This window comes from Chromohalobacter moromii (genome assembly GCF_023091865.1).
In the GTDB taxonomy this organism is placed as follows: Bacteria; Pseudomonadota; Gammaproteobacteria; order Pseudomonadales; family Halomonadaceae; genus Chromohalobacter; species Chromohalobacter moromii.
In genome coordinates, this window is the sequence record NZ_JAHXDI010000004.1 from 448,662 (window position 1) to 474,767 (window position 26,106).

General features: G+C 60.7%; 27 protein-coding genes, 1 tRNA gene and 1 riboswitch. Of the genes, 15 read left to right on the forward strand and 13 right to left on the reverse strand.

Features of this window, described 5'->3' with window-relative positions:
• Window positions 1-18: 18 nt before the first annotated feature.
• Window positions 19-876 carry an EamA family transporter RarD gene (gene rarD / locus KZO83_RS15070; protein ID WP_247621430.1) on the reverse strand — a complete coding sequence of 286 codons (858 nt, stop codon included), beginning with the start codon at window positions 874-876 and terminating at the stop codon, window positions 19-21.
• A 235-nt stretch (window positions 877-1,111) separates the two neighbouring features.
• On the opposite strand from rarD, the gene KZO83_RS15075 reads away from it, so the two are divergent.
• Window positions 1,112-1,915 carry an amidohydrolase gene (locus KZO83_RS15075; RefSeq protein ID WP_247621346.1) on the forward strand — a complete coding sequence of 268 codons (804 nt, stop codon included), beginning with the start codon at window positions 1,112-1,114 and terminating at the stop codon, window positions 1,913-1,915.
• Window positions 1,916-1,924: 9 nt separating this feature from the next.
• Window positions 1,925-2,632, forward strand: coding sequence for a 16S rRNA pseudouridine(516) synthase RsuA (rsuA, locus tag KZO83_RS15080; protein WP_247621347.1), 708 nt, complete (start codon window positions 1,925-1,927; stop codon window positions 2,630-2,632).
• 77 nt (window positions 2,633-2,709) lie between these two features.
• Here the strand turns inward: rsuA and KZO83_RS15085 are convergent, their stop codons facing one another.
• From KZO83_RS15085 to gloB, 6 genes are all read right to left on the reverse strand, one after another.
• A complete protein-coding gene (locus KZO83_RS15085) occupies window positions 2,710-4,305 on the reverse strand; it encodes an ABC transporter ATP-binding protein (protein ID WP_247621348.1) in 1,596 nt (531 codons plus the stop codon).
• On the reverse strand, window positions 4,295-5,398 hold the full coding sequence (locus KZO83_RS15090; RefSeq protein ID WP_247621349.1) for an ABC transporter permease: 1,104 nt from the start codon (window positions 5,396-5,398) through the stop codon (window positions 4,295-4,297). Before KZO83_RS15090 ends, KZO83_RS15085 begins: the two co-directional genes overlap by 11 nt.
• Window positions 5,398-6,465, reverse strand: coding sequence for a microcin C ABC transporter permease YejB (locus tag KZO83_RS15095; protein ID WP_247621350.1), 1,068 nt, complete (start codon window positions 6,463-6,465; stop codon window positions 5,398-5,400). The genes KZO83_RS15090 and KZO83_RS15095 overlap by 1 nt, the downstream gene beginning before the upstream one ends.
• A gap of 10 nt (window positions 6,466-6,475) precedes the next feature.
• Window positions 6,476-8,311, reverse strand: a complete 1,836-nt coding sequence (locus KZO83_RS15100; protein ID WP_247621351.1) for an extracellular solute-binding protein — start codon at window positions 8,309-8,311, stop codon at window positions 6,476-6,478.
• Between the two features lie 105 nt (window positions 8,312-8,416).
• Window positions 8,417-9,748 carry a LysM peptidoglycan-binding domain-containing protein gene (locus KZO83_RS15105; RefSeq protein WP_247621352.1) on the reverse strand — a complete coding sequence of 444 codons (1,332 nt, stop codon included), beginning with the start codon at window positions 9,746-9,748 and terminating at the stop codon, window positions 8,417-8,419.
• A 47-nt stretch (window positions 9,749-9,795) separates the two neighbouring features.
• Entirely contained in the window at window positions 9,796-10,563 is a 768-nt protein-coding gene (gloB, locus tag KZO83_RS15110) for a hydroxyacylglutathione hydrolase (protein ID WP_178998790.1), read from the reverse strand.
• A 105-nt stretch (window positions 10,564-10,668) separates the two neighbouring features.
• Between gloB and KZO83_RS15115 the strand changes: the two genes are divergently transcribed.
• The 4 genes from KZO83_RS15115 to nudC are packed head-to-tail and all read left to right on the forward strand — an operon-like array spanning window position 10,669 to window position 13,515.
• Window positions 10,669-11,472 (forward strand): methyltransferase domain-containing protein, encoded by an 804-nt coding sequence (locus KZO83_RS15115; RefSeq protein WP_247621353.1) that lies wholly within the window; start codon window positions 10,669-10,671, stop codon window positions 11,470-11,472.
• Window positions 11,473-11,491: 19 nt separating this feature from the next.
• Window positions 11,492-11,959, forward strand: coding sequence for a ribonuclease HI (gene rnhA / locus KZO83_RS15120; RefSeq protein ID WP_075369338.1), 468 nt, complete (start codon window positions 11,492-11,494; stop codon window positions 11,957-11,959).
• Window positions 11,960-11,962: 3 nt separating this feature from the next.
• On the forward strand, window positions 11,963-12,724 hold the full coding sequence (gene dnaQ / locus KZO83_RS15125; RefSeq protein ID WP_247621354.1) for a DNA polymerase III subunit epsilon: 762 nt from the start codon (window positions 11,963-11,965) through the stop codon (window positions 12,722-12,724).
• Entirely contained in the window at window positions 12,721-13,515 is a 795-nt protein-coding gene (gene nudC / locus KZO83_RS15130) for an NAD(+) diphosphatase (RefSeq protein WP_247621355.1), read from the forward strand. Before dnaQ ends, nudC begins: the two co-directional genes overlap by 4 nt.
• A 27-nt stretch (window positions 13,516-13,542) precedes the next feature.
• On the opposite strand, the gene KZO83_RS15135 is transcribed toward nudC, so the two are convergent.
• Window positions 13,543-13,860 (reverse strand): SCP2 sterol-binding domain-containing protein, encoded by a 318-nt coding sequence (locus KZO83_RS15135; protein WP_178998787.1) that lies wholly within the window; start codon window positions 13,858-13,860, stop codon window positions 13,543-13,545.
• Between the two features lie 100 nt (window positions 13,861-13,960).
• On the opposite strand from KZO83_RS15135, the gene sohB reads away from it, so the two are divergent.
• Entirely contained in the window at window positions 13,961-15,010 is a 1,050-nt protein-coding gene (gene sohB / locus KZO83_RS15140; RefSeq protein ID WP_247621356.1) for a protease SohB, read from the forward strand.
• 17 nt (window positions 15,011-15,027) lie between these two features.
• Here the strand turns inward: sohB and KZO83_RS15145 are convergent, their stop codons facing one another.
• Window positions 15,028-15,351: an ArsR/SmtB family transcription factor gene (locus KZO83_RS15145; RefSeq protein WP_040241256.1), complete on the reverse strand. Its 324-nt coding sequence runs from the start codon at window positions 15,349-15,351 to the stop codon at window positions 15,028-15,030.
• A 494-nt stretch (window positions 15,352-15,845) separates the two neighbouring features.
• Here KZO83_RS15145 and KZO83_RS15150 point away from each other — a divergent pair, with 494 nt between their 5' ends.
• On the forward strand, window positions 15,846-16,520 hold the full coding sequence (locus tag KZO83_RS15150) for a 7-cyano-7-deazaguanine/7-aminomethyl-7-deazaguanine transporter (RefSeq protein ID WP_247621357.1): 675 nt from the start codon (window positions 15,846-15,848) through the stop codon (window positions 16,518-16,520).
• Window positions 16,521-16,571: 51 nt separating this feature from the next.
• A complete protein-coding gene (locus KZO83_RS15155) occupies window positions 16,572-17,339 on the forward strand; it encodes an alpha/beta fold hydrolase (RefSeq protein ID WP_247621358.1) in 768 nt (255 codons plus the stop codon).
• 64 nt (window positions 17,340-17,403) lie between these two features.
• Here the strand turns inward: KZO83_RS15155 and KZO83_RS15160 are convergent, their stop codons facing one another.
• The 3 genes from KZO83_RS15160 to KZO83_RS15170 all read right to left on the reverse strand — a co-directional run bounded on the left by KZO83_RS15160 (window position 17,404) and on the right by KZO83_RS15170 (window position 20,040).
• Entirely contained in the window at window positions 17,404-18,390 is a 987-nt protein-coding gene (locus tag KZO83_RS15160; RefSeq protein ID WP_247621359.1) for an ABC transporter substrate-binding protein, read from the reverse strand.
• A gap of 121 nt (window positions 18,391-18,511) precedes the next feature.
• The gene (locus tag KZO83_RS15165) at window positions 18,512-19,279 is read right to left on the reverse strand and encodes an ABC transporter permease (RefSeq protein WP_247621360.1); all 768 of its coding nucleotides are present in this window, start codon (window positions 19,277-19,279) and stop codon (window positions 18,512-18,514) included.
• Complete coding sequence (locus KZO83_RS15170; protein WP_247621361.1) at window positions 19,276-20,040, reverse strand: ABC transporter ATP-binding protein; 765 nt, start codon at window positions 20,038-20,040, stop codon at window positions 19,276-19,278. The genes KZO83_RS15165 and KZO83_RS15170 overlap by 4 nt, the downstream gene beginning before the upstream one ends.
• Before the next feature lie 33 nt (window positions 20,041-20,073).
• Window positions 20,074-20,179: riboswitch (TPP riboswitch) on the reverse strand.
• 84 nt (window positions 20,180-20,263) lie between these two features.
• On the opposite strand from KZO83_RS15170, the gene KZO83_RS15175 reads away from it, so the two are divergent.
• The 4 genes from KZO83_RS15175 (at window position 20,264) to KZO83_RS15190 (ending at window position 23,926) form a co-directional block, all read left to right on the forward strand.
• Window positions 20,264-21,106, forward strand: a complete 843-nt coding sequence (locus KZO83_RS15175; protein ID WP_247621362.1) for a hypothetical protein — start codon at window positions 20,264-20,266, stop codon at window positions 21,104-21,106.
• Window positions 21,107-21,172: 66 nt separating this feature from the next.
• Window positions 21,173-22,882, forward strand: coding sequence for a potassium/proton antiporter (locus KZO83_RS15180; RefSeq protein WP_178998782.1), 1,710 nt, complete (start codon window positions 21,173-21,175; stop codon window positions 22,880-22,882).
• An 82-nt stretch (window positions 22,883-22,964) separates the two neighbouring features.
• Window positions 22,965-23,216, forward strand: a complete 252-nt coding sequence (locus KZO83_RS15185) for a hypothetical protein (protein WP_178998781.1) — start codon at window positions 22,965-22,967, stop codon at window positions 23,214-23,216.
• A 44-nt stretch (window positions 23,217-23,260) separates the two neighbouring features.
• Entirely contained in the window at window positions 23,261-23,926 is a 666-nt protein-coding gene (locus KZO83_RS15190; RefSeq protein ID WP_247621363.1) for a metallophosphoesterase, read from the forward strand.
• Between the two features lie 101 nt (window positions 23,927-24,027).
• Here the strand turns inward: KZO83_RS15190 and KZO83_RS15195 are convergent.
• A tRNA-Ser gene (locus KZO83_RS15195) sits at window positions 24,028-24,117 on the reverse strand.
• A gap of 170 nt (window positions 24,118-24,287) precedes the next feature.
• On the opposite strand from KZO83_RS15195, the gene KZO83_RS15200 reads away from it, so the two are divergent.
• Both KZO83_RS15200 and tusD read left to right on the forward strand, forming a co-directional pair.
• On the forward strand, window positions 24,288-24,959 hold the full coding sequence (locus KZO83_RS15200; RefSeq protein WP_178998712.1) for a Bax inhibitor-1/YccA family protein: 672 nt from the start codon (window positions 24,288-24,290) through the stop codon (window positions 24,957-24,959).
• A 729-nt stretch (window positions 24,960-25,688) separates the two neighbouring features.
• Window positions 25,689-26,081, forward strand: a complete 393-nt coding sequence (tusD, locus tag KZO83_RS15205; protein ID WP_178998710.1) for a sulfurtransferase complex subunit TusD — start codon at window positions 25,689-25,691, stop codon at window positions 26,079-26,081.
• Window positions 26,082-26,106 lie beyond the last annotated feature (25 nt).

A 26,106-nucleotide genomic window follows, 5' to 3' on the forward strand; every position in this document is an offset into this window, starting at 1 on the left:
GGTGCCGTGACGCTTGTCTTACTTGGCGCCAGCATACCTGCCTTGCCAAGCGGAAAGCGAATACAGTGCTAGCCCGAACCAGATGAGCACGAAAGTAATGAGTTGCAGGGTGCCTAAAGGCTCGCGAAAGATCAGCAGTGCGATCAAAAATTGCAGAGTGGGGTTGATGTACATCAAGAATCCGACTGTCGACAGACGCAGTCGGCGTGCGGCCCCGGCGAAGGCCAGCAACGGCAAGGCCGTCAGGGCACCACTCGCGATCAGCAGCGTGGTGTTGTGGACGGTGCCACCAAAATGGGATAGACCGGCCATCTCGAACCAGGCCACGGCAAGTAAGCCGAGGGGCAACAGTATCAGTGTCTCGACAAACAGCCCCGAAAGGCCATCCAGGCTGATCTGCTTGCGCAACAGGCCATAAGTGCCGAAGCTGAGAGCAAGAAAAATGCTGATCCACGGCAGGCCGCCGAGCCCCACCAGTTGAACGCCGATGGCGACGATGGCGATGGCCACTGCGGCGCCTTGGAGGCGTGACATGCGTTCCCGCAATACCAGCATGCCCAGCGCCACGTTGATCAGTGGTGTCATGAAATAACCGAGGCTGGCCTGGAGGACGTGGTGGGTTTCCACCGCGTAGATGTAGAGCCCCCAGTTGAAACCGATGAGCAAGGCGCAACCGAGTACTCGCACTAGCAGGCGCGGTGCGCGCAAGGCGGTCCTGACGGGTTGCCAACGCCCCAGGAGGGTGACCACGAGGGCTAGAAAGAGACATGCCCAAAGGATGCGGTGAGTAAGAATCTCCCAGGCGGGTACGCCCTCGAAAAGTGAGAAAAAAAGCGGAAAGCATCCCCATAGCGTATAGGCGATCAAGCCGAACATTACGCCCTTGGCGGCGTCTTTATCGGCGGCGGCCGTCGATGGGGAAGACGTGTCCTGCGGGGCACTTTGTTTAGTACTTTCTTTAGCGCTCTCTTGGGCACTCTCTCGAGCCATGGGGACCTCAGCATGGGGCGACAAAACCGAACAGGCGAGCGCTAATCTAACATGGACGAAAGGGACTTGCCGCCGCCCTGAGCTGACCTTCAGACTGAATCCCCAAACTGGGAGGTGTGTGATGAGCGAATTACGTACGACCCTGGTGCAGGCCGACCTGCGCTGGGAAGACCCCCAAGCCAATTGCCGCTTGCTCGAGGAACGCCTGGGTACGCTCTCAGCGGACGATACGGACTTGATCGTACTGCCAGAAATGTTCGCCACGGGGTTCACCATGAACTCCCGCGAAATGGCCGAGCCCATGGCGCAAAGCGCTACCGTCGGTTGGATGGTCGAACAAGCCCGCCAGCGTGGCTGCGTGGTGACTGGTAGCGTGGCCGTGGTCGAAGACGGCGAGTACTTCAATCGTCTCGTCTGGGCGCGCCCGGATGGCCATATCACGCATTACGACAAGCGCCACCTGTTCCGCATGGCCGGCGAACATGAGCGCTATGGCATGGGCAGTGAGCGCGTCATCGTAGAGCTCAAGGGATTTAGAATCCTGTTGAGTGTCTGCTATGACTTGCGATTCCCCGTATGGCTGCGTCAGCAGCCCGCATCGGGCGAGCATTTCGAGTATGATGCGCTGCTGTGCGTTGCCAACTGGCCCGCGCCTCGTCGTCAGCCTTGGCGGACCCTGCTACAGGCACGTGCCGTCGAAAATCTCTGTTATGTGATCGGCGTCAACCGTGTAGGAGAAGACGCCAAGGGGCTGGCATACGCGGGCGACTCGATGCTCGTCGACTTCAAGGGTGAGCCCGTGATCGACGAGCCGCGCGACGTACCCTTCATGCGTACCGGCCACCTGGATCGCCAGGCGCTGAGTGCGTTCCGTGACAAATTTCCGGCCTGGATGGATGCCGATCGTTTCCAGGTCGAGGAGTGAATTGCCTGCATGCGTCTCGACCGTTTTTTAAGTGAAAGTACCGAGCTGACGCGCTCGCTAGCCAAGAAAGCCCTGCACCGCGGCGAGGTTGAGGTGGACGGTGACGTGATCAAAAATGCCGCCTTCAAACTCGGTGAAGAGCAGGACGTGCGCTGGATGGGGGCGCCCTTGGCCCTGGTCGGCGTGCGGTATCTGATGCTCAACAAGCCCACGGGCTATGAGTGTACGACACGGCCGGGGCGCTATCCTTCGGCGGTCGAACTGCTGGATGTCACCAAGCGCGAGCGCCTGCACATCGCAGGGCGTTTGGACGTGGACACCACCGGGCTCGTGCTGATCACCGAGGATGGCCAATGGTCGCATCGACTGACATCCCCCAAACGGCGCTGCGACAAGCATTACCTCGTGACGCTGGCCCAGCCACTGATGGAGGATGCGGAAGATCGTCTGGCAGCCGGGTTGATGCTGGAAAAGGAAGACAAACCGACATTGCCCGCGCGCCTCGAGCGTCTACCGACGCGGGACGAAGACGAATTCGTTCAGGCGCGTCTGGTCATCCAGGAGGGGCGCTACCATCAGATAAAGCGCATGTTCGCGGCGCTGGGTAACGAGGTCGTGGCACTGCACCGCGAACGGATCGGCGATATCGTCCTCGACTCAGCACTAGCGCCGGGAGAGTGGCGAGAACTGACCGAGGCGGAAATCGCTTCCATCTAGTTTATACCGTTATCTTTTCTGCACGCTTATCGCTCATTAACCTGACGCCGCCGTCATAAAGCACCATAGAAAGTTCGTCAGGTGCCGAAATGCAATCCAGAGGCCTCGAGAAGGCGCTTGGTATACGCTTCTCGAGGTTGGTTGAGTAGCGTTTCGCAGTCGCCTTGCTCGACGATCTCGCCGTCTTTAAGCACCACGATGCGGTGCGCCATGGCGCGTACGACGGCGAGATCATGGCTGATGAATAGGTAACTCAGTCCGCGTCGTGCTTGCAGGCCGCGCAGCAAAGCGATGAGCTGCTTCTGCACGCTGCGGTCGAGCGCGGAGGTTGGTTCGTCGAGCACGATGAGATCGGGTTCGAGAATGACGGCGCGCGCCACGGCGATACGCTGGCGCTGGCCACCCGAGAATTCATGCGGATAGCGCGCTGCGCAATTCGCCGGCAGGCCGACTTCTTCGAGGGTGGTGGCGACCCGCTGCTCGATCTCCTCGTCGCTGAGAGCTGGGTGATGGAAGCGTAGCCCTTCGCTGACGATATCCATGACCGGCATGCGTGGCGAGAGCGAGCCGTATGGGTCCTGGAAGACGACTTGGAAGCGTCGCCGCCGACGACGGAGCGCGTTGCCTCGCAACGCATCCAGGCGTTCGCCATCGAAGAGGATCTCACCATCGGCGGCGGTCAGGCGTAGAAGCGCTAACGCCAGGGTGGTCTTGCCGGAGCCGGATTCCCCGACCAAGCCTAGTGTCTCGCCACGCGCCAGGGTGATATCCAGCGACTGGACGGCCACGAACGGGGCGGGACGGCGCCCGAACCAGGATTTGCTCCGCGCGAAGGAGACGCCGAGTCGACGTGCCTCGAGCAGCATCGTGCGGGTCGCCGGCAGCGGCGCGGCGTGGCCTTCCGGGTTGGCGGCGAGCAGGTGTTGAGTATAGGGCGCGCGAGGGGCATCGAAGACGCGTGTGACGCTGCCACTTTCGACGAGCCGTCCATGCTGCATGACATGCACGCTGTCGGCATGCCGGCGCACCAGGTTGAGGTCGTGGGTGATGAACAGCATGGCCATACCATTGGCGTCGCGCAGCCGCGCCAGCAAGGCCAGGATTTCCTGCTGTACGGTGACGTCCAACGCTGTGGTGGGCTCGTCGGCGATGAGAAGTCGTGGCGCGTTGGCGATGGCCATGGCGATCACCACGCGCTGGCGTTGACCGCCCGAAAGCTGATGGGGATGCGCCTCGAGCATTTCATCGGGGCGCGGCAACTGTACTTCCACCAGCAATTCCCGAGCGCGCTGGCGGGCGGCGCGACCACGCAATCCTTGATGAAGGCGCAGCGTTTCACCGAGCTGCTTGCCGACCGTGTGCAAGGGGTTGAGCGAGGTCGTGGGCTCTTGGAACACGAAACCGACTTGACCGCCGCGTAGCGTATTCCAGCGCTTCGGTGATAGGCCTTCGAGGGACTGTCCGCAGAGCCAGCGTCCGCCCTCGACGCGCGCGCCAGGCGGCAGCAGGTCGAGGGCGCCAAGGGCGGATACCGACTTGCCGGAGCCCGATTCACCGACCAGTGCGGCGGTTTCACCACGGCGTATGGTGAGTGACAGGTCCTCGACGACGCGCATGTCGCCGAAGGCGATGCGCAGGGCATTGAGTTCGAATACGACGTCGTCAGTGGCCATGCGCGGTTCTCCCGGGTAGAGCGTCGTTATCGGCGGAGGTCGACGTGGTGGTGCTGGGCACGTGGCGCGGATCGAAGGCATCACGTAGCCCTTCGCCGATGAAGACCAATAGCGAAAGCATGATCCCGAGGCTCAGGAAGGCTGTGATGCCAAGCCAGGGCGCCTGCAGGTTGTTCTTGCCCTGGGCGACGAGTTCACCCAAGGAGGGCGAGCCTGGCGGCAGGCCGAAGCCCAGGAAATCCAGCGCGGTGAGCGTGGTGATTGCGCCGGTGAATAGAAACGGGATGAAGGTCAGGGTGGCGACCATGGCGTTGGGCAGCACATGGCGCCACATGATCAGGCGCGAGGGCAATCCCATGGCGCGTGCCGCGCGCACGTACTCGAGATTGCGTGCGCGCAGGAATTCGGCGCGCACGATGTCGACCAGGCCCAGCCATGAAAACAGCAGCATGATGCCCAGCAGCCACCACAGGTTGGGCTGCACTAGGCTGGCGAGGATGATCAGCAGGAATAGCACTGGCATGCCCGACCAAATCTCGATGATGCGCTGGCCGATCAAGTCGACCTTGCCACCGAAGTAGCCTTGCACGCCGCCGAACAGGACCCCCAGTGCCATGGAGCCCAGCGTCAGTACCACGGCGAAGACCACCGACAAACGAAAGCCGTAGATTACGCGGGCGAAGACGTCGCGGCCGTGGTCGTCGGTTCCCAGCCAGTGGCGTGCCGAGGGCGGTGAGGGTGCAGGCCCCGTCAGCTCGCGATCCAGCGTGTCGTAGGAGAAGGGCACGGCCGGCCATAGCATCCAGCCCTGTGCGGCGATGTTTTCGCGCACGGCGGGGTCGCGGTAGTCGGCTGTCGTGGGGAGAAAACCGCCGAACTCGGTTTCGGGGTAATCGAAGATCACCGGGGCGTACCACTGGCCCTGGTAGTGCATGACGATGGGCTTGTCGTTGGCGACCAATTCCGCGCCCAGGCTGACGATCAACAGCAGGGCGAAGGCCCACAGCGACCACCAAGCGCGCCGATTGCTGCGAAAGATTTGCCAGCGGCGACGGGCGATGGGAGACGGTTGCGCGCGCTTGCGAAGTGTCATCATGCCTCCCGCGTCGCGAAGTCGATGCGAGGGTCGACCCACACGTAGGTGAGATCCGAGATCAGCTTGAGCACCAAGCCGATCAATGTGTAGAGATACAGGGTGCCGAAAATGACCGGATAATCGCGCTGCATGACGGCCTCGAAGCCGAGAAGTCCGAGGCCGTCGAGCGAGAAGATCACCTCGATCAGCAGCGACCCAGTGAAGAAGATGCCCACCAGTGCCGAAGGCAGTCCTGCGATGATGATCAGCATGGCATTGCGGAACACGTGTCCATAGAGCACGAGACCCTCACTAGCGCCCTTGGCACGCGCGGTGAGCACGTATTGTTTGTGGATCTCGTCGAGGAAGCTGTTCTTGGTCAGCATGGTGAGCGTGGCGAAACTGCCGATGGCCGAGGCTAGCACCGGCAGCGCGATGTGCCAGAAGTAATCCTGGATCTTGCCCCACCAGGAAAGATCGGCGAAGTCGGGCGAGGTCAGCCCGCGCAGCGGGAACCAGTCCAGGTAGCTGCCGCCGGCGAACACCACGATCAGGAAGATGGCGAACAAGAATCCTGGCACGGCATATCCCACGATGATCAGGCCCGAGGTCCAGACATCGAAGCGCGAGCCGTGGCGCAGGGCCTTACGAATGCCGAGTGGTATCGAGATCGAATATACCAGCAGCGTCGTCCAGAGTCCCAGCGAGATCGACACCGGTAGGCGTTCGACGATCAGATCGATCACCGGCCGCCCGCGAAAGAAGCTATCGCCGAGATCGAAGGTAGCGTAATCGGCCAGCATGCCGAAAAACCGTTCCACAGGCGGCTTATCGAAGCCGAATTGCTTTTCCAGCTCCGCTTCGAGGCGCGGGTCGATGCCGCGCGCGTTGCGGGTGTCGCCGCTGGAGGTCTCGCCACCGCTTTCCAGGCGCGTGCTGGCGTTGCTGTCCATGCCTTCGAAGCGGGCCAGCATCTGATCGATAGGACCGCCCGGCGCCACCTGCACGATCATGAAGTTGAGCAGCAAGATGCCCAGCAGTGTAGGGATCATCAGTAACAGGCGACGTAGGATGTAATGAGCCACGATGCTGTCCTTAGCGTTCGCCGCGTTGACGTTGTTCTATACGGGACGCGCGCTGTGGATCGACCCACCAGCTCGATAGATCGAAGGTGTATTCGGGGAATGGTTGGGGATAGCCGAACTTATCCCATAGCGCTACGCGAGTGCCATCGAGGTGCCACTGAGGAATGACGTAGAAACCCCAGCGCAGTACCCGATCGAGGGCGCGCGCGGCGGTGTCCAGTGCCTGCCGACTGTCGGCACGAATCAGGCTGTCGACCAGGCCGTCGATGGCGGGATTCTGCAAGCCGATCAAGTTGCGGCTGCGCGGTGCGTCGGCGTAGTCGCTGGTCCAGAATTCGCGCTGTTCGTTACCTGGGTTGGCGGACTGCGGGAAACTGCCGAGGATCAAGTCGAAATCGAAGTTGCGCTGACGCGTCAGGAACTGATTGACGTCGACCACGCGCAGGCTGGCTTCGATGCCGAGGCGCTCGAGGTTTTGAATCAGCGGCAGGGTGACGCGTTCGAACTGGGTATCGTAGAGCAGGAATTCGAGGCGCAGCGGCTGCTGGGTCTCGTTGTTGATTAGGGTGCCGTCATGGACCTCATAGCCGGCATCGCGCAGCAGCCCCAGCGCTTTTTTCAGGCGTGCTCGCAAGCCCTCGGGCCGGGGTGCGGGCAAGGGCGTGTCGAAGACCTCCTGCGGCAGGCGATCGCGATAAGGCGTGAGTAACACGCGTTCGGCGTCGCTGGGCAGGCCATTGGCTTCCATCTCGGAACTCTCGAAGTAGCTATCGGTTTCCTCGTACGCGCCGTAGAAGAGGTGCGTGTTGAGCCAGTCGAAGTCGGTGGCCAGCGTCAACGCTTCGCGAACGCGGCGGTCCTGGAATTTCTCGCGCCGCAGGTTCATGACGAAGGCTTGCATCCCGGCGGGCTGTGCGTCAGGGACGACCATGCGCTTGATGAAGCCTTCCTTGCGAGCGGGGGTATCGTAAGCGGTGGCCCAGTTCTTGGCGCTACTTTCGCGGCGCAGATCGAGGTTGCCGGCCTTGAAGGCCTCCAGCGCCACGGTTTGATCCCGATAGTAATCGTAGACCAGACGGTCGATATTGTGCCGCCCGCGGTTGATGGGCAGGTCGCGCCCCCAGTAATCCTCGACACGATGATAGACGATGCGACGCCCCGGCGAGAGGCTCTCGACCGCATAGGGGCCGGACCCCAGCGGCTTGTCTAGCGTCGGTGCAGTGAAGTCGCGCGAGGCCCAATAGTGTTTGGGCAACACCGGAAGCTGGCCGAGGATCAATGGCAACTCACGCGAATTGTTATCGCTGAATTCTAAACGCACGGTGTCGTCATCCAGTGCTTCGATCTTGTCGACATCGGCGTAGTAGGCGCGATAGAAAGGCTGCCCTTCGTCGCGCAGCAGACGAAAGCTGAACACGACGTCTTCTGCCGTCACGGGATGACCGTCGTGGAAACGTGCTTCCGGGCGTAGATCGATTTCCATCCAGTGGCGGTCGGGATCGAGGCGGATGCCGCCCGCCAGTAGCCCATACATGGTGAAGGGCTCATCGGCGCTGGCCTCCATCAAGGTGTCGTAGACGTGATTCAGGCCGTCGGCTGGGTTGCCTTGGATGATGAAAGGGTTGGTCGAATCGAAGCTACCCTGTGCGGCACGCCGCATTTCGCCACCCTTGGGCGCATCTGGATTGGTATAGGGCAGGTGCGAGAAGTCATCGGGCAGCGAGGGGGCATCGTAGAGCGAAATTCCCGCGACGGTTGGAACGTCGGCGGTCGGCACGGCCAGCGCTGCAAGGCTGATCGCCCATAGGCAGAACCCCAACAGCAAGGTGAGAACGAACGAGGGCATCAACCGATTCCTTGAAGCAAGATGCGCAAGGGCCGGTGAAGCACCGGCCCGCTCGCTAGCCTACCCCAGTGATGCCGCGCTGAGTAGAGGTATCGCTCAATGCGGTCAGCGAGAAGCCTGGCGCAAGGTCAGGCGTTGCCCAGGTTGCAGATAATCGCTTTTATCGAGCTGGTTCCAGCGTGCCAGATCGCCGACGCTGACGTCATGGCGCGCTGCGATACGCGACAGGCTGTCACCCGGCTTGACCTTGACTTCGCGCGTGGTGCCGTGACTGGCCAGGCTGGGGGAATGGCCAGTTGATGGGACCACCAGCGACTGGCCTATGCGCAACGTATCGCCGCTGAGCGCGTTCTGTTGGCGTAGCACGCTGAGCGGAATGTCATGACGAGCGGCGATGCCTGAGAGGGTGTCGCCACGTTTGACCACGTAATGCGCCTTGGTCTGACGTTTCTCGGCAGGCAGCGTGTCGAGCTTGGCGAGAAAGCGTTTGCGGCTATCGGCGGGAATCACCAGCTTGGCGTTTTGACTGGGGCGTGTCGCCTCGCGTCGAAAGGCTGGATTGAGTTTGCGCAGTCGCGCTTCGCTAACGCCGGCGAGCTGCGCGGCATCGGTCAGTGCGAGTTGGCCCTTGGTTTTGACCTGGGTAATGGCGGGGCGATCGGGAATGTCGGGCAGGGTGACCGCGTAGCGCTGCGGGTCGGACACCACGGCGGCCAATGCCAGCAGCTTGGGCACATAGTCCATGGTTTGATTGGGCAGCGAGAGGTGCCAGTAATCGATGGGTTTGCCTTGGGCGGCGGCCCTCTCACGCGCCCGATTGACCGTGCCCGCGCCAGCATTGTAAGCCGCCAAGGCGAGTTCGAGATTACCCTCATACCATTGGTCGGCGAGTGTCTGCAGATAGTCGAGAGCGGCGGCTGTCGAGGCGACGACATCGCGACGGCCGTCATACCACCATGTATCGGTCAGGCCCATGGCCTCGCCAGTGCCCGGCATGAACTGCCATAGTCCTGAAGCGCCGCCGGGATGGGCGGCAGTGGGGTCGTAAGCGCTTTCGATGAACGGCAGCAATGCCAGTTCGGTGGGCATGTCGCGTGCTTCGAGCTGACGGGTGACCCAGCGCAGCCAAGGACGCGCATTTTGGGCCATGGCCGAGACATATTCGGGATGCGCGGAAAAGTAGTCGAGCCACTCTTTGACGCGCGGATTCTCGATGTCGTGGGGCAATCCGAAACCGCTTTTAAGGCGTGTCCAGGCATCGGCTTGCGCGGCGCTTTGAAGCTCCAGCGCTTGCCAGAAGGTCCCGTGGTGCGCTGATGCAACCGTGTCGTCGCCGGTCGGTGAGCCGGTGGTCGCTAGCGCGGGCAGCGACAAAGGGATCAGAAAAAGACCTCCCGCCAAGCTCAGCGCTTGGCGGCGGATCGATCGAACGTGCATGGGAAGCGAGCCTCTCGAGGGCATGACGTCAGTTGGGCATGGTATTGCTAGAAACGGTCTTTCCATTCGCGCAGTGTGGCGAAGGCGCTACTGGCGTCGTCGGCATTACCCTGTTCGGCCACTGCGCTGAGCAGGCCGGGTTGGTCGATGCGCAAGAAAGGATTGATCTGGCGCTCGGAGCCGATGTTAGTAGGCAGCGTGGGTCGCTCCAGCCGGCGTGCTTTTTCGCATTCTTCGAGGTAGGCGTCCCGCGTTGGGTTGTCGGGCTCGGCCGCCTGAGAGAAGCGTAGGTTGGCCAGTGTATATTCGTGACCCGCGAACACCATGGTGTCGTCGGGCAATGCCGCGAGGCGTTCGAGTGAGCGCTGCATTTGCGCGGGCGAGCCTTCGAACAAGCGTCCGCAACCGGCCGAGAACATCACGTCGCCGCAAAACAGCAGCCCCGGCGTTCCGGGAGCGTAGAAGGCGATATGATCGAGCGTGTGGCCGGGGACCGCGAAGACTTCGAAGCGCCGGCCCTGCACGCGGCATTCGTCGTCATCGCCCACGACTTCATCAACGGAGGGGATGGCCGAGTTGTCGGGGCCGATCACGCGCGGTCCGTAGCGTTTGACCAGCGTTTCGATACCGCCCGTGTGATCGTGATGATGGTGGGTGACCAAAATTGCCACCAAGTTCAAGTTTTCGCGTTCCAAGTATTCGATGACGGGTTGCGCGTCGCCGGGATCGACGATCGCCACCTTATCGCTGGCATCCTGGCGGAGCAGCCAGATATAGTTGTCCTGGAACGCGGGAATTGGAATCACGGTCAACATAATACGCTAGACCTCGGCAAACGTCGGAAACACGCCTGTCGTCATGCCATGCACGATGGCGGACGGCAGCGTAAAATGCGACAACCTTGGGGGGAATGGGCCGTCGTGTCAAATTCACATATGACGATGACGCTGGCGCAGGCCGTCCGCGAGGGGCGCCGCTTCTGGGGCTCCGAGGATGGCGTTGCGTTATGGCAGGCGCAGCGTGCGTGCTTGGGGCCGCTTTGCGAGTCGCGCTTCGGATCTCACAGCCTGCAACTCGGTATGGCGTCGCGGCTGACCGATATGTGCCCCATTCGCCATGCGATGAGTTGGTCGCCGACGCGCGCCTTGGCTCAGGATGATGCCTCCCTGGTATGCGATCCCAGCGCCTTGCCGCTTCCCGATGAAAGCCTCGATCTTGTGTTGGTGCATCATCTGTTGGAGGTAATGCCCAACGCGCATCATCTGGTGCGTGAAGCGGCACGGGTCACGCGCGATGATGGATTGCTGGTCATGATGGGGTGGAATCCCTTCGGCGCCGATGCTCTGGGACACTTGTCCCCTGCCAGTCGGCGTCGCTGGCCCTGCAAGGGGCGTTGGCGGCGCAGTGGCCGGTTACGGGAATGGCTGGCATTTGTCGATTTCGAGATCGACCGCGTAGACTACTGCGGCTTTCGCCTGCCTGGCGGGCATATTCATAACTTGGGACTCGAAACCTTGGGACGACGCTATAACCTCCCCTTCGGGGGATGTTATTTGATCGTCGCCCGGCGTAAGCAGATCCCTGTACAGCCGGTGCGCACCTTGCTGCGCCGAGATTCAATGGCGGGCAACTGGCTCGGCCCCGCCGCGCTTCATCGCGATCATGGCGGGCGCTCGGGCCGCGCCACGCACGCCCACGACGATAGGATGGCCGAGGTTGACTGATACTCCCACCGTGGGCGATATGCCTCACGTGACCATTTATACCGACGGCGCCTGTCGCGGTAATCCCGGCCCCGGCGGTTGGGGTGCGGTGCTGCGTTACGGCCAGCATGAGAAGACACTTAATGGCGGCGAGGCCGAGACCACCAACAATCGCATGGAGCTGACGGCCGCGATTCGGGCGCTGCGGATATTGACGCGTCCCTGCGAAGTGGCGCTATGGACCGACTCCGAATATCTGCGAAAGGGCATTACCCAGTGGGTCCATGGCTGGATCAAACGTGGCTGGAAGACCGCTGCCAAGAAGCCGGTAAAAAACGCCGAACTGTGGCGTGAACTACTTGAGGAAGTCCAGCGCCATCGCATCGAATGGCATTGGGTAAAAGGACACAGTGGCCACGAAGGTAACGAACTGGCCGATACGCTCGCCAACGCCGCCACCGACGACGTCCAGGCGACTCAGCGGCGGGCCATGGCAGGAGAAAAGTAAGCAATGCGTCAGATCGTACTGGACACCGAAACGACCGGCATCGATCCCAAGGATGGGCACCGCCTGATTGAGATTGGTGCGGTGGAGGTGGTCAACCGCCGGTTGACCGGCAATAACTTTCACCAATACATCAACCCCGAGCGCGATATCGATCCCGAGGCCGTGGAAATACACGGTATCACCAATGAACGCGTTGCCGACGAACCCGTGTTCGCAGATGTTGCCGATGCCTTCTGGGAGTACATTCGCGGCGGCGAGTTGGTGATTCATAACGCGGCGTTCGACGTCGGCTTTATCGATCATGAATTCGGTCTGTTGCAGAACAAGCGCGGTGGGCCGCGGCTGGGGCCGGTCGCGGAGTACTGCGGCGTGCTCGATACGCTGGCCATGGCGCGTAAGATGCATCCAGGACAGCGCAATAGCCTGGACGCGTTGTGCAAGCGTTACGCCATCGATAACGGCCGCCGAGTGCTCCACGGCGCCTTGCTCGATGCGGAAATCTTGTCCGATGTCTATCTAGCGATGACCGGGGGGCAGACGGCGCTGTCGTTAGCCGGCGTCGAAGGGGGCGCTGGCGGTGATACGGAAGGAGCGAATAGTGTCAGCGGTATTCGCCGCGTGGCGCGGGAAGGCGTGACTCTGGCGGTGACGCGGCCCAGCGATACGGAATTGAATGCGCATCGAGCCAAGCTCGATCGTATTCGCCAGGCGGCGGGCGAGTGTCATTGGGACGCGTTGGACAAGGCGTCGCAGGGGTCGTCATGACGATCACTTCGACACCGGCATTCGTGAGAGAGTTGCCCGGCGCAGACACGCCGCGCTGGGGGTATTGGCTTCGTTTCGGCGAATCGGGTATTGCCCCAGGTGAAGAGGGGGGCATTCTACAGTCGCCCGGCGCTTGGCCGGAGCACGCCATGCCGCTAGGGATGTGGCAGGGCTTGCCAGTCGCGATGGCGCACGAGAGCGGTGAGAAAAGCTGGCCGCCGGCGCGTGATTGGCTGGCGCGCTTGCCCGCCGCAGAGGGCGATCTGCTGGCCACGGCGCTGCAAGTCTCCGCTTGGGCACGCGATCATCGTTTTTGTGGGCGCTGCGGGACGCCGATGCAGCGTCTACCGCATGAGTTTGCCATGCAGTGCAAGGCGTGCGGTCATCGCAGCTATCCGCGCATCTCGCCGTGCATCATCACGCTGGTGACCCATGGGCGAGATCTATTGCTGGCGCGCAACGCGCGTTTTCCGGCACGGCGTTATTCCACCTTGGCGGGATTCATCGAACCGGGAGAAACCGCCGAGAGCGCGGTGCGGCGTGAAGTCCACGAGGAAGTTGGCGTCGAGACGGGGCGGGTCAGTTTCTTTCGCAGCCAATCATGGCCGTTTCCGCATTCACTGATGCTCGGATTCTTCGCCGAGGCGGCCAGTCGGCGCATCCGCATTGATGGCGTAGAGATAGCCGATGCCGCTTGGTTCACGCCGCGCCATTTGCCGGAGCTGCCCCCTAGCCATTCGATTTCGCGTCAGTTGATCGAGACGCACCTCAGCGCGGTGGCGATGCGCTGAGGTGTCACAACGAAATAAAAGAGCGGGTCAGCCGCTGGGGAACAGGCTGGTGAGCTTGCTGGCCAGCATGACATTGCCGGCGGCCTTGAGCTTGCCGCTCATGAAGGCTTGCATGCCATTGATTTCACCGCTCATCACGCCTTTCAGAGTCTCGGTGTCGGTGGTCAGGCTGACGGAAGGGTCGTCGTGTTCGCCTTGCTGAACGTCCAAGGTGCCGTCCTGAACATGCAGGTAATAGTCATCGGCATCGCTGATGTGGAACTGGAAGATATCATTCATGCCCCGGGCGGCGGCAGGATCGAAGCGCGACTGAAGTTTTTCGATGACGGTGCTGGCGTCGGCCATGATCGGTCACTCTATGGTATTGGTGGATGTTCCAGCCTATTTCAAACAAATGTTTCATACAAGAGCTGCATTGATTGTCAGCCACGGATGAGGTAGCGACGTGATTGAATGGATAGCGGAATACGCCTTGTTCGCCGCCAAGTTGGCGACACTGGTAATCGCCTTGGGCGTACTGATCGTGCTGGCTGTATCCCTCAAGCAGCGGGCCAGTGGACAAGGCGATGATAACCGTCTGCGCGTGGTGACATTGAACGATCGCCAACGGCGACGTCGTGAGTCGTTGCGCCTGGCTGGGATGTCGCCTGCACGGCGGCGGCACGCACAAAAGACGTTACGCAAGCAGGAAAAGGCACGCCGCAAGGGAAAGGATGACGCATCTGGCGAAGTGTCGTCGCGCGTGTGGGTGCTCGATTTCGATGGCGATCTCAAGGCATCGCGCACTCCGCAGCTGGCGGAACAGGTCTCGTTGTTGTTGGGTGAACTGCAGGCCGAGGATGAAGTGGTCGTGCGTCTCAGCTCAGGGGGTGGTCTGGTGCATGCCTATGGGCTTGCCGCTGCGCAACTCGACCGGCTGCGCGATGCCGGCGCGCATCTGACCGTATGTGTCGATAAAGTCGCCGCCAGTGGTGGGTACATGATGGCGTGCTGCGCGCATCGTTTGATTGCGGCGCCGTTCGCTGTCATTGGATCGATCGGGGTAGTCGCGCAGGTGCCCAATGTGCATCGCCTGCTCAAGAAACACGATATCGATGTCGAGCTGCTCACGGCGGGGCGTTACAAGCGGACCTTGACTGTGCTTGGGGAAAATACCGACGAAGGGCGCGCCAAGTTCCTCGACGATTTGCAGGAAACGCACGATCTCTTCAAGCGCTACGTTGGCGAGCGGCGTCCGGCGCTGGACGTCGACAAGGTGGCGACTGGCGAAATCTGGTATGGCCGTCAGGCCCTCGAGGATGGCTTGATCGATGAGATCGCCACCAGCGACGGTTATCTTGCGGCGCGCATGAAAGAGGCTCGGGTTCTACATGTGAAACTGGAACCGCACCATTCGCTGTTGCAGCGTGTCGGCGTGGGGGCCTCGATGGGGATCGAGCGTCTGGGAGATCGCGTCATGGAGCGCTTGGAAGCGAGCGGCTGGCAGCGGCGCTGAGCCGCTGCCAGGGCCGATTAGCGGGATTTGCCGTACAGCGCGACCAGCGAGTCGATCACGGTGCGGGCCTCATCGCCCGCCAGTGAATAGTAGATGGTCTGTGAGGCACGTCGTGTGACCACCAGGTTCTCACGGCGGAGGATGGCCAGGTGCTGCGACAGCGCCGACTGGCTGAGGTTGAGCTTGCGATTCAGCTCGGTGACCGAAAGCTCGGCGTTGTCGAGCAGGCACAGGATGCGCAGGCGGTTTTCGTTGGCCATGGCCTTGAGTAGCGTCGTGCCTTTGTCGATGGCACCGTAACCGGCGTCGATCAGGGCGGAGGCAGGCTGGAGCGGGCGCATATTGTCTCTCCTACGTTGGGATTGGCGATTGATTGCCGAAGGGCGAGGGATAGGCGCCCCGCGGCAAAGGGATGCTCGCGTGTCGAATGACCGTCTATGTCCGGTGCGTCCTTCACCTATTGGACAAGCAGTCATTCCCTGTTACTCATTTTTGATTTAGTGAATCATCAATAACTTCGCCAGCCCTGTCCAAGGTAGTCTTCAACGATATTTCATCGGTTAGAGCGCGGTGTTATCGGCAGGCCGTGGGACGGGGCATTGCGATGGCGATTACTGTCTCGTAAGGCACTGAAGTAACGACGATAGTTCCTTTTCGTCTGCGGTGATCGACGATGGACGCGTTACCCCAGGGGGAGAGCAAGCGAAACGTCTTGCTGGTCGGCATCGGTGAAATCCTTTACAATCCCGCCGCTTTCGCTCGGCGTCTTTCACGCCGTCCCGCCTTGAGGGTTCCCTTACCCCTCGGCCTTTTTCGGCAACTAAAAAGGTGCTACATGTTTGTGCTCGATTCTCGCCAAGCGCGCCGCTTGATGGGGTGGCTCGTAAGCTTCCACATCCTTGTCATCGCGGCCAGCAATTACCTAGTACAGTTGCCGTTTTCAATGTTCGGCGTACACACTACTTGGGGAGCCTTCAGTTTTCCATTCATCTTCCTCGCCACCGACCTGACCGTGCGACTGTTTGGAAAACGCCGGGCGCGTAAGACCATCGCGCGCGTCATGCTACCTGCCTTGCTGATTTCCTATGTGGTGTCGGTGCTGTTTCAGGATGGCGCCTTTCAGGGAGCCTCGGCGCTGGGTGATTGGAACCTGTTCGTGGGGCGTATCGCGCTGGCGAGTTTCATGGCCTATGTACTCGGACAGTTGCTGGACATTCACGTCTTCGATCGGATGCGGCGGCTGCGTGCTTGGTGGGTGGCGCCGGCGTTTTCGACGCTATTGGGTAACCTGGCCGATACCTTCGCGTTCTTTGCCATCGCTTTCTGGAATGGGCCCAATGCGTTCATGAGCGCCCACTGGGTCGAAATCGCCTGGGTAGATTATGCCATTAAGCTGAGCGTTAGCCTGGCTTTTTTCCTGCCGTTGTATGGTGTACTGCTGGGGGCGTTGACGCGCCGCCTGGCGCATGTCGCCGATGCTTCCGAGCGAATGTCGGAGCGCAATGCCTGAAACGCCTCTGGTATTATGCCGGCATGACTTGAATGGCTGACGAGGCAAATTGTGGAATTACATCATGTCGATACCGGCGGCGCCGGGCGCCCGCTGGTGGTGTTGCACGGCTTGTTCGGAAGTGCCGACAACTGGCGCTCGCATATCAAGCGCTGGCAGGAAAGCCGCCGCGTGATCGCCGTCGATCTGCGCAACCACGGAAAGTCTCCTCACCAGACAGGCATGGACTATGCAGCCCAGGCAGCGGACGTCGATGCTTTGCTGGATCGCCTGGCGGTCGAAAGTTGTGATTTGCTAGGTCACTCGATGGGGGGCAAGGTCGCCATCACCTTGGCGCGTCAAGCGCCTGAGCGTGTCGCGCGCTTGATCGTCGCCGACATCGCGCCGATTGCTTATGAGCACGGGCACGAAGCGATCTTCAAGGCCATGCGTGCGGTCGAGCGGCAACCGCCTGCGGACCGCAAGGAAGCCGACCGGATCATGTCTGGATTCGTCGAGACGCCGGCGATACGGCAGTTCCTGGCGACCAATCTGATTCGTGGTGAGAATGCCACGCTGATATGGCGCGTGGGACTCGACGAGATTGAAGACGATTACGCCCATATCGTCGCGGTGCCGGACGGGAGCGGCGCCTACATGGGGCCGACGCTCGTGTTGCGTGGCGGGCGTTCCGACTACGTTGGCGATGATGTGTTGCCGGCGGTCGAGTCGGTGTTGCCCGAGGCGCGTATCGAGACCATTTCCGATGCTGGGCATTGGTTGCATGCCGAGCAGCCGGAGGCGTTTCAGGAAGCCTTGGCACGCTTTTTAACGGCATGAGATGCCGCGCCGGCCATGCAAGAAAGCGAGAGAAGCCTTCTCGCATGGCCGGCGCGGCTCGGGGTCAAGGCTGGCTTAGATCGACGGCGAGACGTGACAGCGGGCTCTTGGCCTTGATCTGACCACGCTCGAGCAGAAACGACTCGAAGGCCTCGTAGCGGCGCCCATCAAGCGCTGCGGGCCGCAAAGCGAAGCGTGGAATGGTGTTGTACCAGGCTTTCTTGTTGACGGGGGTGTCCAGTGCCGGATCGGAGGCCTTGAAGGCTTTCCAGCCTTCGTCGGGGTGGTTGATGATCCATGCCGTGGCTTCTTCGATGGCGGCCATGAAGCGGGTATAGGCCTCACGATGCGCATCCAGGGTATCGCGATTGGCGATGAAGATCAGTTCATCGTAGGTGGGCACGCCTTCTTCCTCGATATAGAAGGCGCGGCCCTTGACCCCTTCCTGCGCCATCTGTGCCAGTTCGAAGTTGCGAAATGCACCGGTGACGGCATCGACCTTCTCGCCGATCAGTGCCGGTGTCAGCGCGAAATTGACGTTGACCATCTCGACGTCATCCGGCGCCACGCCATTGTGCTCGAGCATGGTATTGAGCAGTACTTCCTCGACGCCGCCCACCGAATAGCCGATGCTTTTGCCGGCCAGGTCTTGCATGCTCTCGATATCGCTGTCGGCGCGTACCAGCGTGATGTTGAGCGGCGTTGCGATCAGAGTGCCCACACGCACCAACGGCAAGCCTTGGTCGACTTGCAGGTGTAACTGGGGTTGATAGCTGATGGCCATGTCGATCTTGCCAGCGGCGACCAGCTTGGGAGGGACGCTGGGATCGGCGGGCGAAATCAGTTCCACGTCGAGCCCGTGTTGCTCGAAGAAGCCGCGTTGTTGGGCGATGACCAGTGGAGCGTGCGACGGGTTGGTGTACCAATCGAGCATGACCTTCAGGGATGTCGTCTCAGTGGTATCGTCGTCATCTGCGGCCCATGCCGGGCCGGAAGCGATCAGTACCAACGCAAGGCAAGCTCCCATGAGGCGTCGAGTCAAACGTAGCATGTGATGTTCTCCTGCGGATCATCTCCCGCCCATTGAAGCGTGGCGGGCATTATCGTTATCGCCGTGAAAGGCGGCGTATGGGGCGTTGCCACGCGATGGCGGACGCTGCCCCGGACGGTTGTCAGCTAGTAGCGCCGGTGCGGTCTTCGTGCCATGGCATGAGGCGTCGCATGACGGCGTCGGTAGTGAAGTAGAGTGCGACCCCGAAGGTGACGAGAATCAGCAGGGCGGCAAACATCAGGTCGACCTGCATACGCGCGTTAGCATTGAGCATCAAATACCCCAGGCCCTGGCTGGAGCCAACCCATTCGCCGATCACCGCACCGATGGGGGCGGCGCTGGCGGCCATGCGCATGCCCGATGCCAGCGCCGGTAAGGCGGCGGGCAGTTGGATGCGTAATAGCCGGCGTCGACGGTCGGCCCCCAGTGTCTGGGCTAGATCCAGCCATCCTTGTGGCGTCTGACGCAGGCCGTCATAGCATGTCGAGGCGACCGGGAAATAAATGATCAATGTGGCCATGACGATTTTCGCGGTCATCCCATAGCCCAGCCATAGCATGAGAATAGGCGCGAGCGCGAACAAGGGCACGGCTTGGCTGATCAGCAGTATCGGCAGCAGAGTGCGCCGCAGGCCATGAAAGCGCGCTAGGGCCAGTGCGGTGCCTAGCCCGCTGATGCATCCGATGAGCAGTCCCGCGACGATCTCGATCACCGTGATACCGGCATGATGCCACAACAGTTGCTGGTGCGACGCGAACGCATGTAGGACGGACAGCGGCGAGGGCAGAACATAGCCGGGTACACCCGTGACGACGACCAGTACCTGCCAAAGCCCGAGGATGGAGAAAATACCCACCAGGGCGGGCCAGAGACGCTTGAGTACGCTCATGGGGTGCTCCCCTCGATGTTGGCATGAGGGGCAGAGTGAAGGCGCGCCACCAGTTGCGATTGCATGCGCTGTACATCGGGTGCGTCGAGGGCGCGGGGGCGTTGTCCGTGCGGAACCTCGAAGTCGCTTAACAATGCCGGTTGACCGCCGAGTATAAGGATGCGATCGCTCAGTCGCAGGGCTTCGAGCGGGTCGTGCGTCACCAGGAGCACCGTGCGCCCAGCCAGCAGGCGTGCGGCGAGTTCATGCAATTCCAGGCGCGTGATGGCGTCGACGGCGGAAAAGGGCTCGTCCATCAAGACCACCGGCGCGTCCTCGAAGAGTGTGCGTGCCAGCGCGACTCGCTGGCGTTGCCCGCCGGATAGCGTCTTGGGCCATTGCTCGGCCTTGTCCCTTAGGCCAACGTCGTCGAGCAGGGTCATCGCGTGCTGACGTTGTGCTGCCGAGGGATGTCCACGCAGCGCAGGGCCGAGTAAGACGTTGTCGATGACCTTGCGCCAGGGAAGTAGTTGATCTTGCTGGGCCATCCACGCTAACCGGCCGGCCAACGGACGCTGATCGTCGGTAGTTAGAGTGAGGGCATGGGTATCGGGAATGGGAAGGTCGGCGATCATGCGCAGCAAAGAGCTTTTGCCGCTGCCGCTGCGGCCGAGAAGCCCCGTCCAGCTACCGGGAGCGAAGGTGGCCGAAAGACCATCGAATAGCCATTGCCCTGAAAAAGCGAGTCGTGCCTGGGACAGGGAAAAACCGAGGGACGTCATCAAGGCTCCATGAATGGGGCGAAGGACGTGCCGACGGCACGCTCTGGTATTTCCTCCGCCGGTGCTAACCGGATCAGGTTCCAGGGTTGCGCGTGGCGCTCTCAGCCCATTGCGTTGATGGGCACCCCTATCCAGAGATGGTTATTGTATCCTGATACGGCGGCGACTGCCCAGACATGCCAGAGTCGCCGTCTCGCTATCGCTTGGGCTGGCAGGAGTGTGCATGTATCCCGATCCCGCATTGACGCATCGCGTCGAGGTCTTCACCGGTCATGCGCTGGCCCCATTGCCCCTGGCTTGGGATGACAGTGCCAATTGGTTGTGGCGAACGCGTGATGAGGCACCGCGGTTGCTCAAGCTGGCACGAACGCACTCGGCCCAGGACCCATTCTGGCAGGGGATGGATCGGCTCTTCGGCTTCGACCGTTGGCGCTGTCCCGAGGCGCTGACACGCTTGGCCGGTGCCTTACCGACACATTTGCCACTTCCACCATTACCTTTGACGTATTTGGGCGCGCTGCATCAGACGCCGCTCTGGAGCCTGCCGTGGAGCGATGGGGCGCCGGCCCGGATGGGAGAGGTATTTGCTGAACTTTTGGGAAGTCAGTTGGGGCATCTGCATCGCGAAACGGTGTCGGGCTGGGGGCACCCTCTGGAAACAGTTTGGACGCTATCGCAGTGGCCGCGACGGGCGCGCGATTTTTTGAGACACCACCCACGTTGCTCCGATTGGGGGGCACTTCCCGATTTTCCTGTCCCCTCGCGCGCGGTGTGGTGCCTGCCCGATTTGCGTGCCGATCAGTTCCTGAGCGGTGCCACCGGCTGGCTATGGAGTGACTGGGAAGCACTGGTATGGGCGCCGCTCGAGTTCGATCTATGCGTGGCTGAACTGCTCATGACGGAAGGCGCCGAGCGAGATGCTTTTGTCACCGCCTACCGGCGACAGTCACCGAATGTTGCGCTTGGCGAATATCGTCAGGGTATGCGCGCTCTTATCTGGGCCATGCGATTACAGGGCGATATCGACTGGCATATCTTGGAATCGCATCCTGCCTGGTTGATGTAGATAACAGCATGGCGTGTCGGGACATGGCATACTAGGCCCTTGAATTTAGGGAGATAGTCGTTAGTCGTGGATACCATCAACAGCCTTTTTTTGTTTTCGGGATTTCTAATTGCGCTCAGTATCGTCGCGAGCCGCGTCTCGTCGCGCATCGGTGTGCCGCTGTTGGTGCTGTTCCTGGGGTTGGGCATGATGGCTGGCGAGGAAGGCGTGCTGGGCATCGAGTTCGACGACTATTCGCTGGCTTATTTGATTGGGCACCTGGCGCTGGCGATGATCCTCCTCGATGGCGGCTTGCGTACGCGCCTCAAGACGTTTCGCGTGGGTCTCAAGCCGGCGCTGTGCCTAGCGACATTCGGGGTCTTCGTGACCAGTGGGCTCGTGGGTCTGTTGGCGACTTGGATATTCAACCTTTCCTTAGTGGAAGGTCTTCTGGTGGGGGCAATTGTTGGTTCCACGGATGCTGCCGCGGTCTTTTCGATGCTCAGCGGCCAGGGTGTGACCCTCAACGAGCGGGTGGGGGCAACGCTCGAGATCGAGTCGGGCACCAACGATCCGATGGCGATCTTCTTGACGATCACTCTGGCCGAAGTGCTGGTAAACGGTGCGAGTGGTGTCGGGCACACGCTGATGACGTTCGCCTCACAGTTCGGGTTGGGCTTGTTGTTCGGGGTGGGGGGCGGCTGGCTAGCTGCCAAGCTGCTGCGTTGGCTCGATCTGGCATCAGGGCTTTATTCGCTACTGGCGCTGGCGTCGGGCTTTTTCATCTTCGGCTTGACCAGCGCGGCGGGCGGTAGCGGTTTCCTGGCGATTTATCTGGCGGGCTTGATGATCGGTAATCAGCCCGGACGGCATCTCACGCATATTCTGCCGGTCCACGATGGCTTGGCGTGGCTGAGTCAGATCGGACTTTTCCTAGTGCTGGGTTTGTTGGTGACGCCCAGCGAAATGATCGATTACGCCATACCGGGTGCTGTCTTGGCGCTGGGTCTGATTTTCGTGGCGCGTCCGTTGGCCGTATTGGTCTCGCTCAAGCCGTTCTTCAATTTCCGCTGGCGGGAGCTCGGCTTCATTTCCTGGGTCGGCTTGCGTGGGGCGGTGCCCATCGTGCTGGCCATTTTCCCGGTGATCGCCGGGGTCGAGAATGCGACGCTGTATTTCAACGTCGCCTTCTTCGTGGTGCTGATGTCGTTGTTGATGCAGGGCGCCTCCCTGGCACGGGTGGCGCGTTGGATGCGCGTCGAAGTGCCGGCCGGCACAACGCCCAATCGCCGCGGTCCGCTAGGGGTGCTGCCGGAAAACGATTATGAAATGTTCGTCTACAAGGTCGAGAACGAAGCGCTCGAGGACGTGCCCATTCGCTTGCTGCGCTTCCCGTCGGGCGCCTTGATTTCCGGCCTGTTTCGCAAGCACACCATGCTGCATGCCAAAGGCAGTACGCGGCTCAAACTTGGCGATGTCATTTGCGTCATCGGGCGCAGCGAGGATCTACCGGCGCTCAATCGCTTGTTCAACGGAGACGCCACGCTCAAGCGTGAGCGTGCCTTCTTCGGCACCTTCACGCTGGATGGAGAAGCCGTCATGAGCGACGTGGCGGATGCCTATGGGCTGACCTTGAGCGCCGGTGAGCAGAACATGACCCTGGGCGAATTCGTATCGCTGCGTGTCGGCGGTCATCCCGTGGTAGGGGACGATGTCGATTGGCATGGCTTTCACTGGGTCGTCAATGCGGTGGAAGGTAACCGGGTGACTCGGGTGGGGCTGAGGCTTTATCACTGAGCCAGGTACTTGAATACAATAGCGCACAGCGCGTTATCTTGTTCTACTCTGAGTAGATTGTTTTTACCCTGCGGAGTTTGTCATGTCCATGCCCCATCGGCGCCTCTATCGTTGTCGCGCTTGTCAGGTTGAGCTATTCATCAAGGCAACCCGGCGGCCGCTGGAAGCAAGGTGTCCGGAATGCAAGGCGAGTGACTTCGAGAGCGTCGAGATGGCCGGGGCGCATCCACGTGCCAGTGTCGATGAGATGCTGGCGAGGGCGCTGGAACTGGAAGGCGGGGAATCGCGTGACTTCGCTCGGCGTTCTGAAAAGCAGGCCTTTCGTGATCTTTAATGGGCTCGTGCGATGCTTTCAGTAGCGGGAAAGGAGCAAGTGGTGTGATTCAACGGCACGGTCCCAATGAGCGCGGCCGCGATTTCATCGTCGGTGATATACACGGTCAATGGGGCTTGCTGCATGACAGATTGAATGCAGTCGGTTTCGATCGACAACGAGATAGACTGTTCAGTGTTGGGGATCTTATCGATCGTGGCGCCGATAGCCTCCAGTGCTTGTCTCTCGCCCTCGAGTCTTGGTTTTACGCCGTGCGTGGCAATCATGAAATGCTGGCGTATGACGCGTTGTTGGGCGAGGAAAGAGGCAGTCTAAAAGCCCGCGATGCGTGGATGATCAACGGCGGCACCTGGGCCCTTGAAGCGGGCTTGGCCGAGGCGCAGACGATGCTTCAGCAGGCTTTGCCACATATGCCCTATGCGCGCGAAATAGCCGTCGCCGGCAAGCGTCTCGGAATCGTCCACGCCGAACCGCCGGCGGACTGGCGGGACATCGTAACGCCTTCGCAGGACCAGCTTTGGGGAAGAACGCGCATCCGGCGTGGCGACGAGACCTCGGTCAGCGGCATCGATGCCGTGGTGGTAGGGCACACCATTGTGGAACGCCCCTTGTGGCTGGGGAACGTCCACTACATCGACACCGGCGCCTTCACGACGGGAAGGCTAACGCTCATTGAAGCGCGCACGCTGATGAGTGGTGTCGGATCGTAGCTAATGTAACAGTGCAACGTAACGACAGTGGGATGTAACATCCCAAACGAAAACGCCCCGAGACCAGTAAGTTACTGAAATTTCAGGGCGCTTTGATGTAGTGGCGGAGGGACAGGGATTCGAACCCTGGGAAGGCGCAAACCTTCGCCGGTTTTCAAGACCGGTGCATTCAACCGCTCTGCCATCCCTCCGGCTTACGGCGGTGTATACTACCAGCATTCATCGAGTCGTCAAGACTTTTTGTGCTTTCAATGAGTTAAAACAACGCTGGGGCGTTGAATATCCATCTTGCAGTGGGAACTCAAGCGGGGCATCCTAGGTCTTACCTTATGTTTTCAGCGCCACCGAGGAGAGAAATCCCATGGCACACCGTACTTCTCAGATTGCTGGTCAGCAGACGCGATCGGAAATCAGTACTAACAAGGTGTTGCGTAACACCTATATGCTCTTGGCCATGACGCTGTTGTTCTCCGCCGTGACGGCGGGAACCGCGATGGCCATGGGCATCGGGCAGATGAATATTTTCATCTTCATGATTGGCGCCTACGGCTTGATGTTCCTGGTCCACAAGACCGCGAATTCGGCGGCGGGCATCTTGTCGATCTTTGCCTTCACAGGCTTCATGGGGTTCACGCTGGGGCCGATGTTGAGCCTCTACCTGTCATTGCCCAATGGGGCGCAACTGGTGATGACTGCGCTGGGGATGACGGGCGCGACGTTCATCGGGCTGTCGGCCGTGGCCTTGATTACTCGCAAGGATTTCAGCTTCCTGGGTAACTTCATGATCGCCGGGGCGATCGTGCTGGTGCTAGCGATGGTCGCGGCGATGATCTTCAATATCACCGCCTTGGCGCTGGCTGTCTCCGCAGGTTTCGTGCTGTTCTCGTCGGCTGCGATTTTGTATCAGACCAGCGAGATCATCCATCGCGCAGGGGAAACCAACTACATCTTGGCGACCATCACCCTGTTCGTGTCGATCTACAACCTGTTCGTTAGCCTTTTGTCTCTGCTGGGCTTCATGTCCAACGACTGATGCAGCAAGTGGCGCTGTTGCGCCTTTCTGTCGAAGGCCCGCATCTCTTAGGTGCGGGCCTTTTGCGTGAGGAGCGTTTATCCTCGCCAGAGTTGCAGTAGGGGGGCGGAAAGTCCGTGCCAGCGAGTATAGAAAATCGCGCGGCGGCGGGCATTGGCGATATCCTCGGTATCATATATGTCATGACGAAGGTGGAGATCATGACGAAGGAGCGCCAGACGGCCTATCTCGCATTTGGGTCTCGTCCCCATAAGAGTTGCTTTATCGCTATGAGTGACCGACAACGTGGTCGGAACAGCCGTGTCTGCCGGCTTTATCGTCGCTGGCGGGCGTTTGGTCGGGACAAGCAGGGCAACGGTCATGATCGTAACCTCCACGAATCAGCAGGTGTGCCGGTACATTACGACACAGACACTTTCAATTTAGCCGGATTTCGTAACGGCAAAAGAGGATTCGTACAAACCGTGACGGCGCTCATATGAGTTGCTTCTGTTGCGGGTCGCATAAAAAAGGCCGCCTAGAAAGGCGGCCAAGGTTGGGGATATCAACAGATCGTATCGCTAGCTAAAGACACACTATATGTTAGCTTGTTAAAAATATACCCGCTAACGTGGTTGGCGTCAATGATCCTTTGATGTCATGGGAGCGGTGCACATCCATGATTTGCCTGACCTCGCTACGTCGAGGACAATAGCGTCATTCACCGCGTCAGTGACGGGAGATTCTTCGATGCGTTACGCCCTACTCGTGCTAGGAGGCCCGTATAGCCATCAGGCAGCGCATTCCGCCTTGCGTTTCGCGCATGCCGCCATCTCACGAGGGCATCGTGTCGATACGGTGTTCTTCTACCACGATGGGGTTTACAACGCTTCACACTTCGCGGCGCCGCCGCAAGATGAACCGCACCTCGTCGATGCCTGGTGCGACTTGCAGCGTACGCATGGAACCGCCTTGCAGGTCTGTGTGGCGGCGGCACTGCGCCGTGGCTTGCTGGACGCCCGTGAGGCCGAGCGTCATGGCAAGAGCGGGGCGAGTCTCGAGCCTCCCTTCGAGTTGACGGGGCTGGGGCAGTTGCTCGACATCGGCCAGACGCACGAGCGGCTGATTACCTTTGCGCCCTGAATTTGGCGTCGCGCATTCATGCCAT

Bases quoted from the DNA above. Each gene is read 5' to 3' on its own strand.
- rarD (WP_247621430.1), bottom strand. From the start codon at position 876: ATGTTCGGCTTGATCGCCTATACGCTATGGGGATGCTTTCCGCTTTTT.
- KZO83_RS15075 (WP_247621346.1), top strand. From the start codon at position 1,112: ATGAGCGAATTACGTACGACCCTGGTGCAGGCCGACCTGCGCTGGGAA.
- rsuA (WP_247621347.1), top strand. From the start codon at position 1,925: ATGCGTCTCGACCGTTTTTTAAGTGAAAGTACCGAGCTGACGCGCTCG.
- KZO83_RS15085 (WP_247621348.1), bottom strand. From the start codon at position 4,305: ATGGCCACTGACGACGTCGTATTCGAACTCAATGCCCTGCGCATCGCC.
- KZO83_RS15090 (WP_247621349.1), bottom strand. From the start codon at position 5,398: ATGACACTTCGCAAGCGCGCGCAACCGTCTCCCATCGCCCGTCGCCGC.
- KZO83_RS15100 (WP_247621351.1), bottom strand. From the start codon at position 8,311: ATGCCCTCGTTCGTTCTCACCTTGCTGTTGGGGTTCTGCCTATGGGCG.
- KZO83_RS15105 (WP_247621352.1), bottom strand. From the start codon at position 9,748: ATGCACGTTCGATCGATCCGCCGCCAAGCGCTGAGCTTGGCGGGAGGT.
- gloB (WP_178998790.1), bottom strand. From the start codon at position 10,563: ATGTTGACCGTGATTCCAATTCCCGCGTTCCAGGACAACTATATCTGG.
- rnhA (WP_075369338.1), top strand. From the start codon at position 11,492: ATGCCTCACGTGACCATTTATACCGACGGCGCCTGTCGCGGTAATCCC.
- dnaQ (WP_247621354.1), top strand. From the start codon at position 11,963: ATGCGTCAGATCGTACTGGACACCGAAACGACCGGCATCGATCCCAAG.
- nudC (WP_247621355.1), top strand. From the start codon at position 12,721: ATGACGATCACTTCGACACCGGCATTCGTGAGAGAGTTGCCCGGCGCA.
- KZO83_RS15135 (WP_178998787.1), bottom strand. From the start codon at position 13,860: ATGGCCGACGCCAGCACCGTCATCGAAAAACTTCAGTCGCGCTTCGAT.
- KZO83_RS15145 (WP_040241256.1), bottom strand. From the start codon at position 15,351: ATGCGCCCGCTCCAGCCTGCCTCCGCCCTGATCGACGCCGGTTACGGT.
- KZO83_RS15150 (WP_247621357.1), top strand. From the start codon at position 15,846: ATGTTTGTGCTCGATTCTCGCCAAGCGCGCCGCTTGATGGGGTGGCTC.
- KZO83_RS15160 (WP_247621359.1), bottom strand. From the start codon at position 18,390: ATGCTACGTTTGACTCGACGCCTCATGGGAGCTTGCCTTGCGTTGGTA.
- KZO83_RS15165 (WP_247621360.1), bottom strand. From the start codon at position 19,279: ATGAGCGTACTCAAGCGTCTCTGGCCCGCCCTGGTGGGTATTTTCTCC.
- KZO83_RS15170 (WP_247621361.1), bottom strand. From the start codon at position 20,040: ATGACGTCCCTCGGTTTTTCCCTGTCCCAGGCACGACTCGCTTTTTCA.
- KZO83_RS15175 (WP_247621362.1), top strand. From the start codon at position 20,264: ATGTATCCCGATCCCGCATTGACGCATCGCGTCGAGGTCTTCACCGGT.
- KZO83_RS15185 (WP_178998781.1), top strand. From the start codon at position 22,965: ATGTCCATGCCCCATCGGCGCCTCTATCGTTGTCGCGCTTGTCAGGTT.
- KZO83_RS15200 (WP_178998712.1), top strand. From the start codon at position 24,288: ATGGCACACCGTACTTCTCAGATTGCTGGTCAGCAGACGCGATCGGAA.
- tusD (WP_178998710.1), top strand. From the start codon at position 25,689: ATGCGTTACGCCCTACTCGTGCTAGGAGGCCCGTATAGCCATCAGGCA.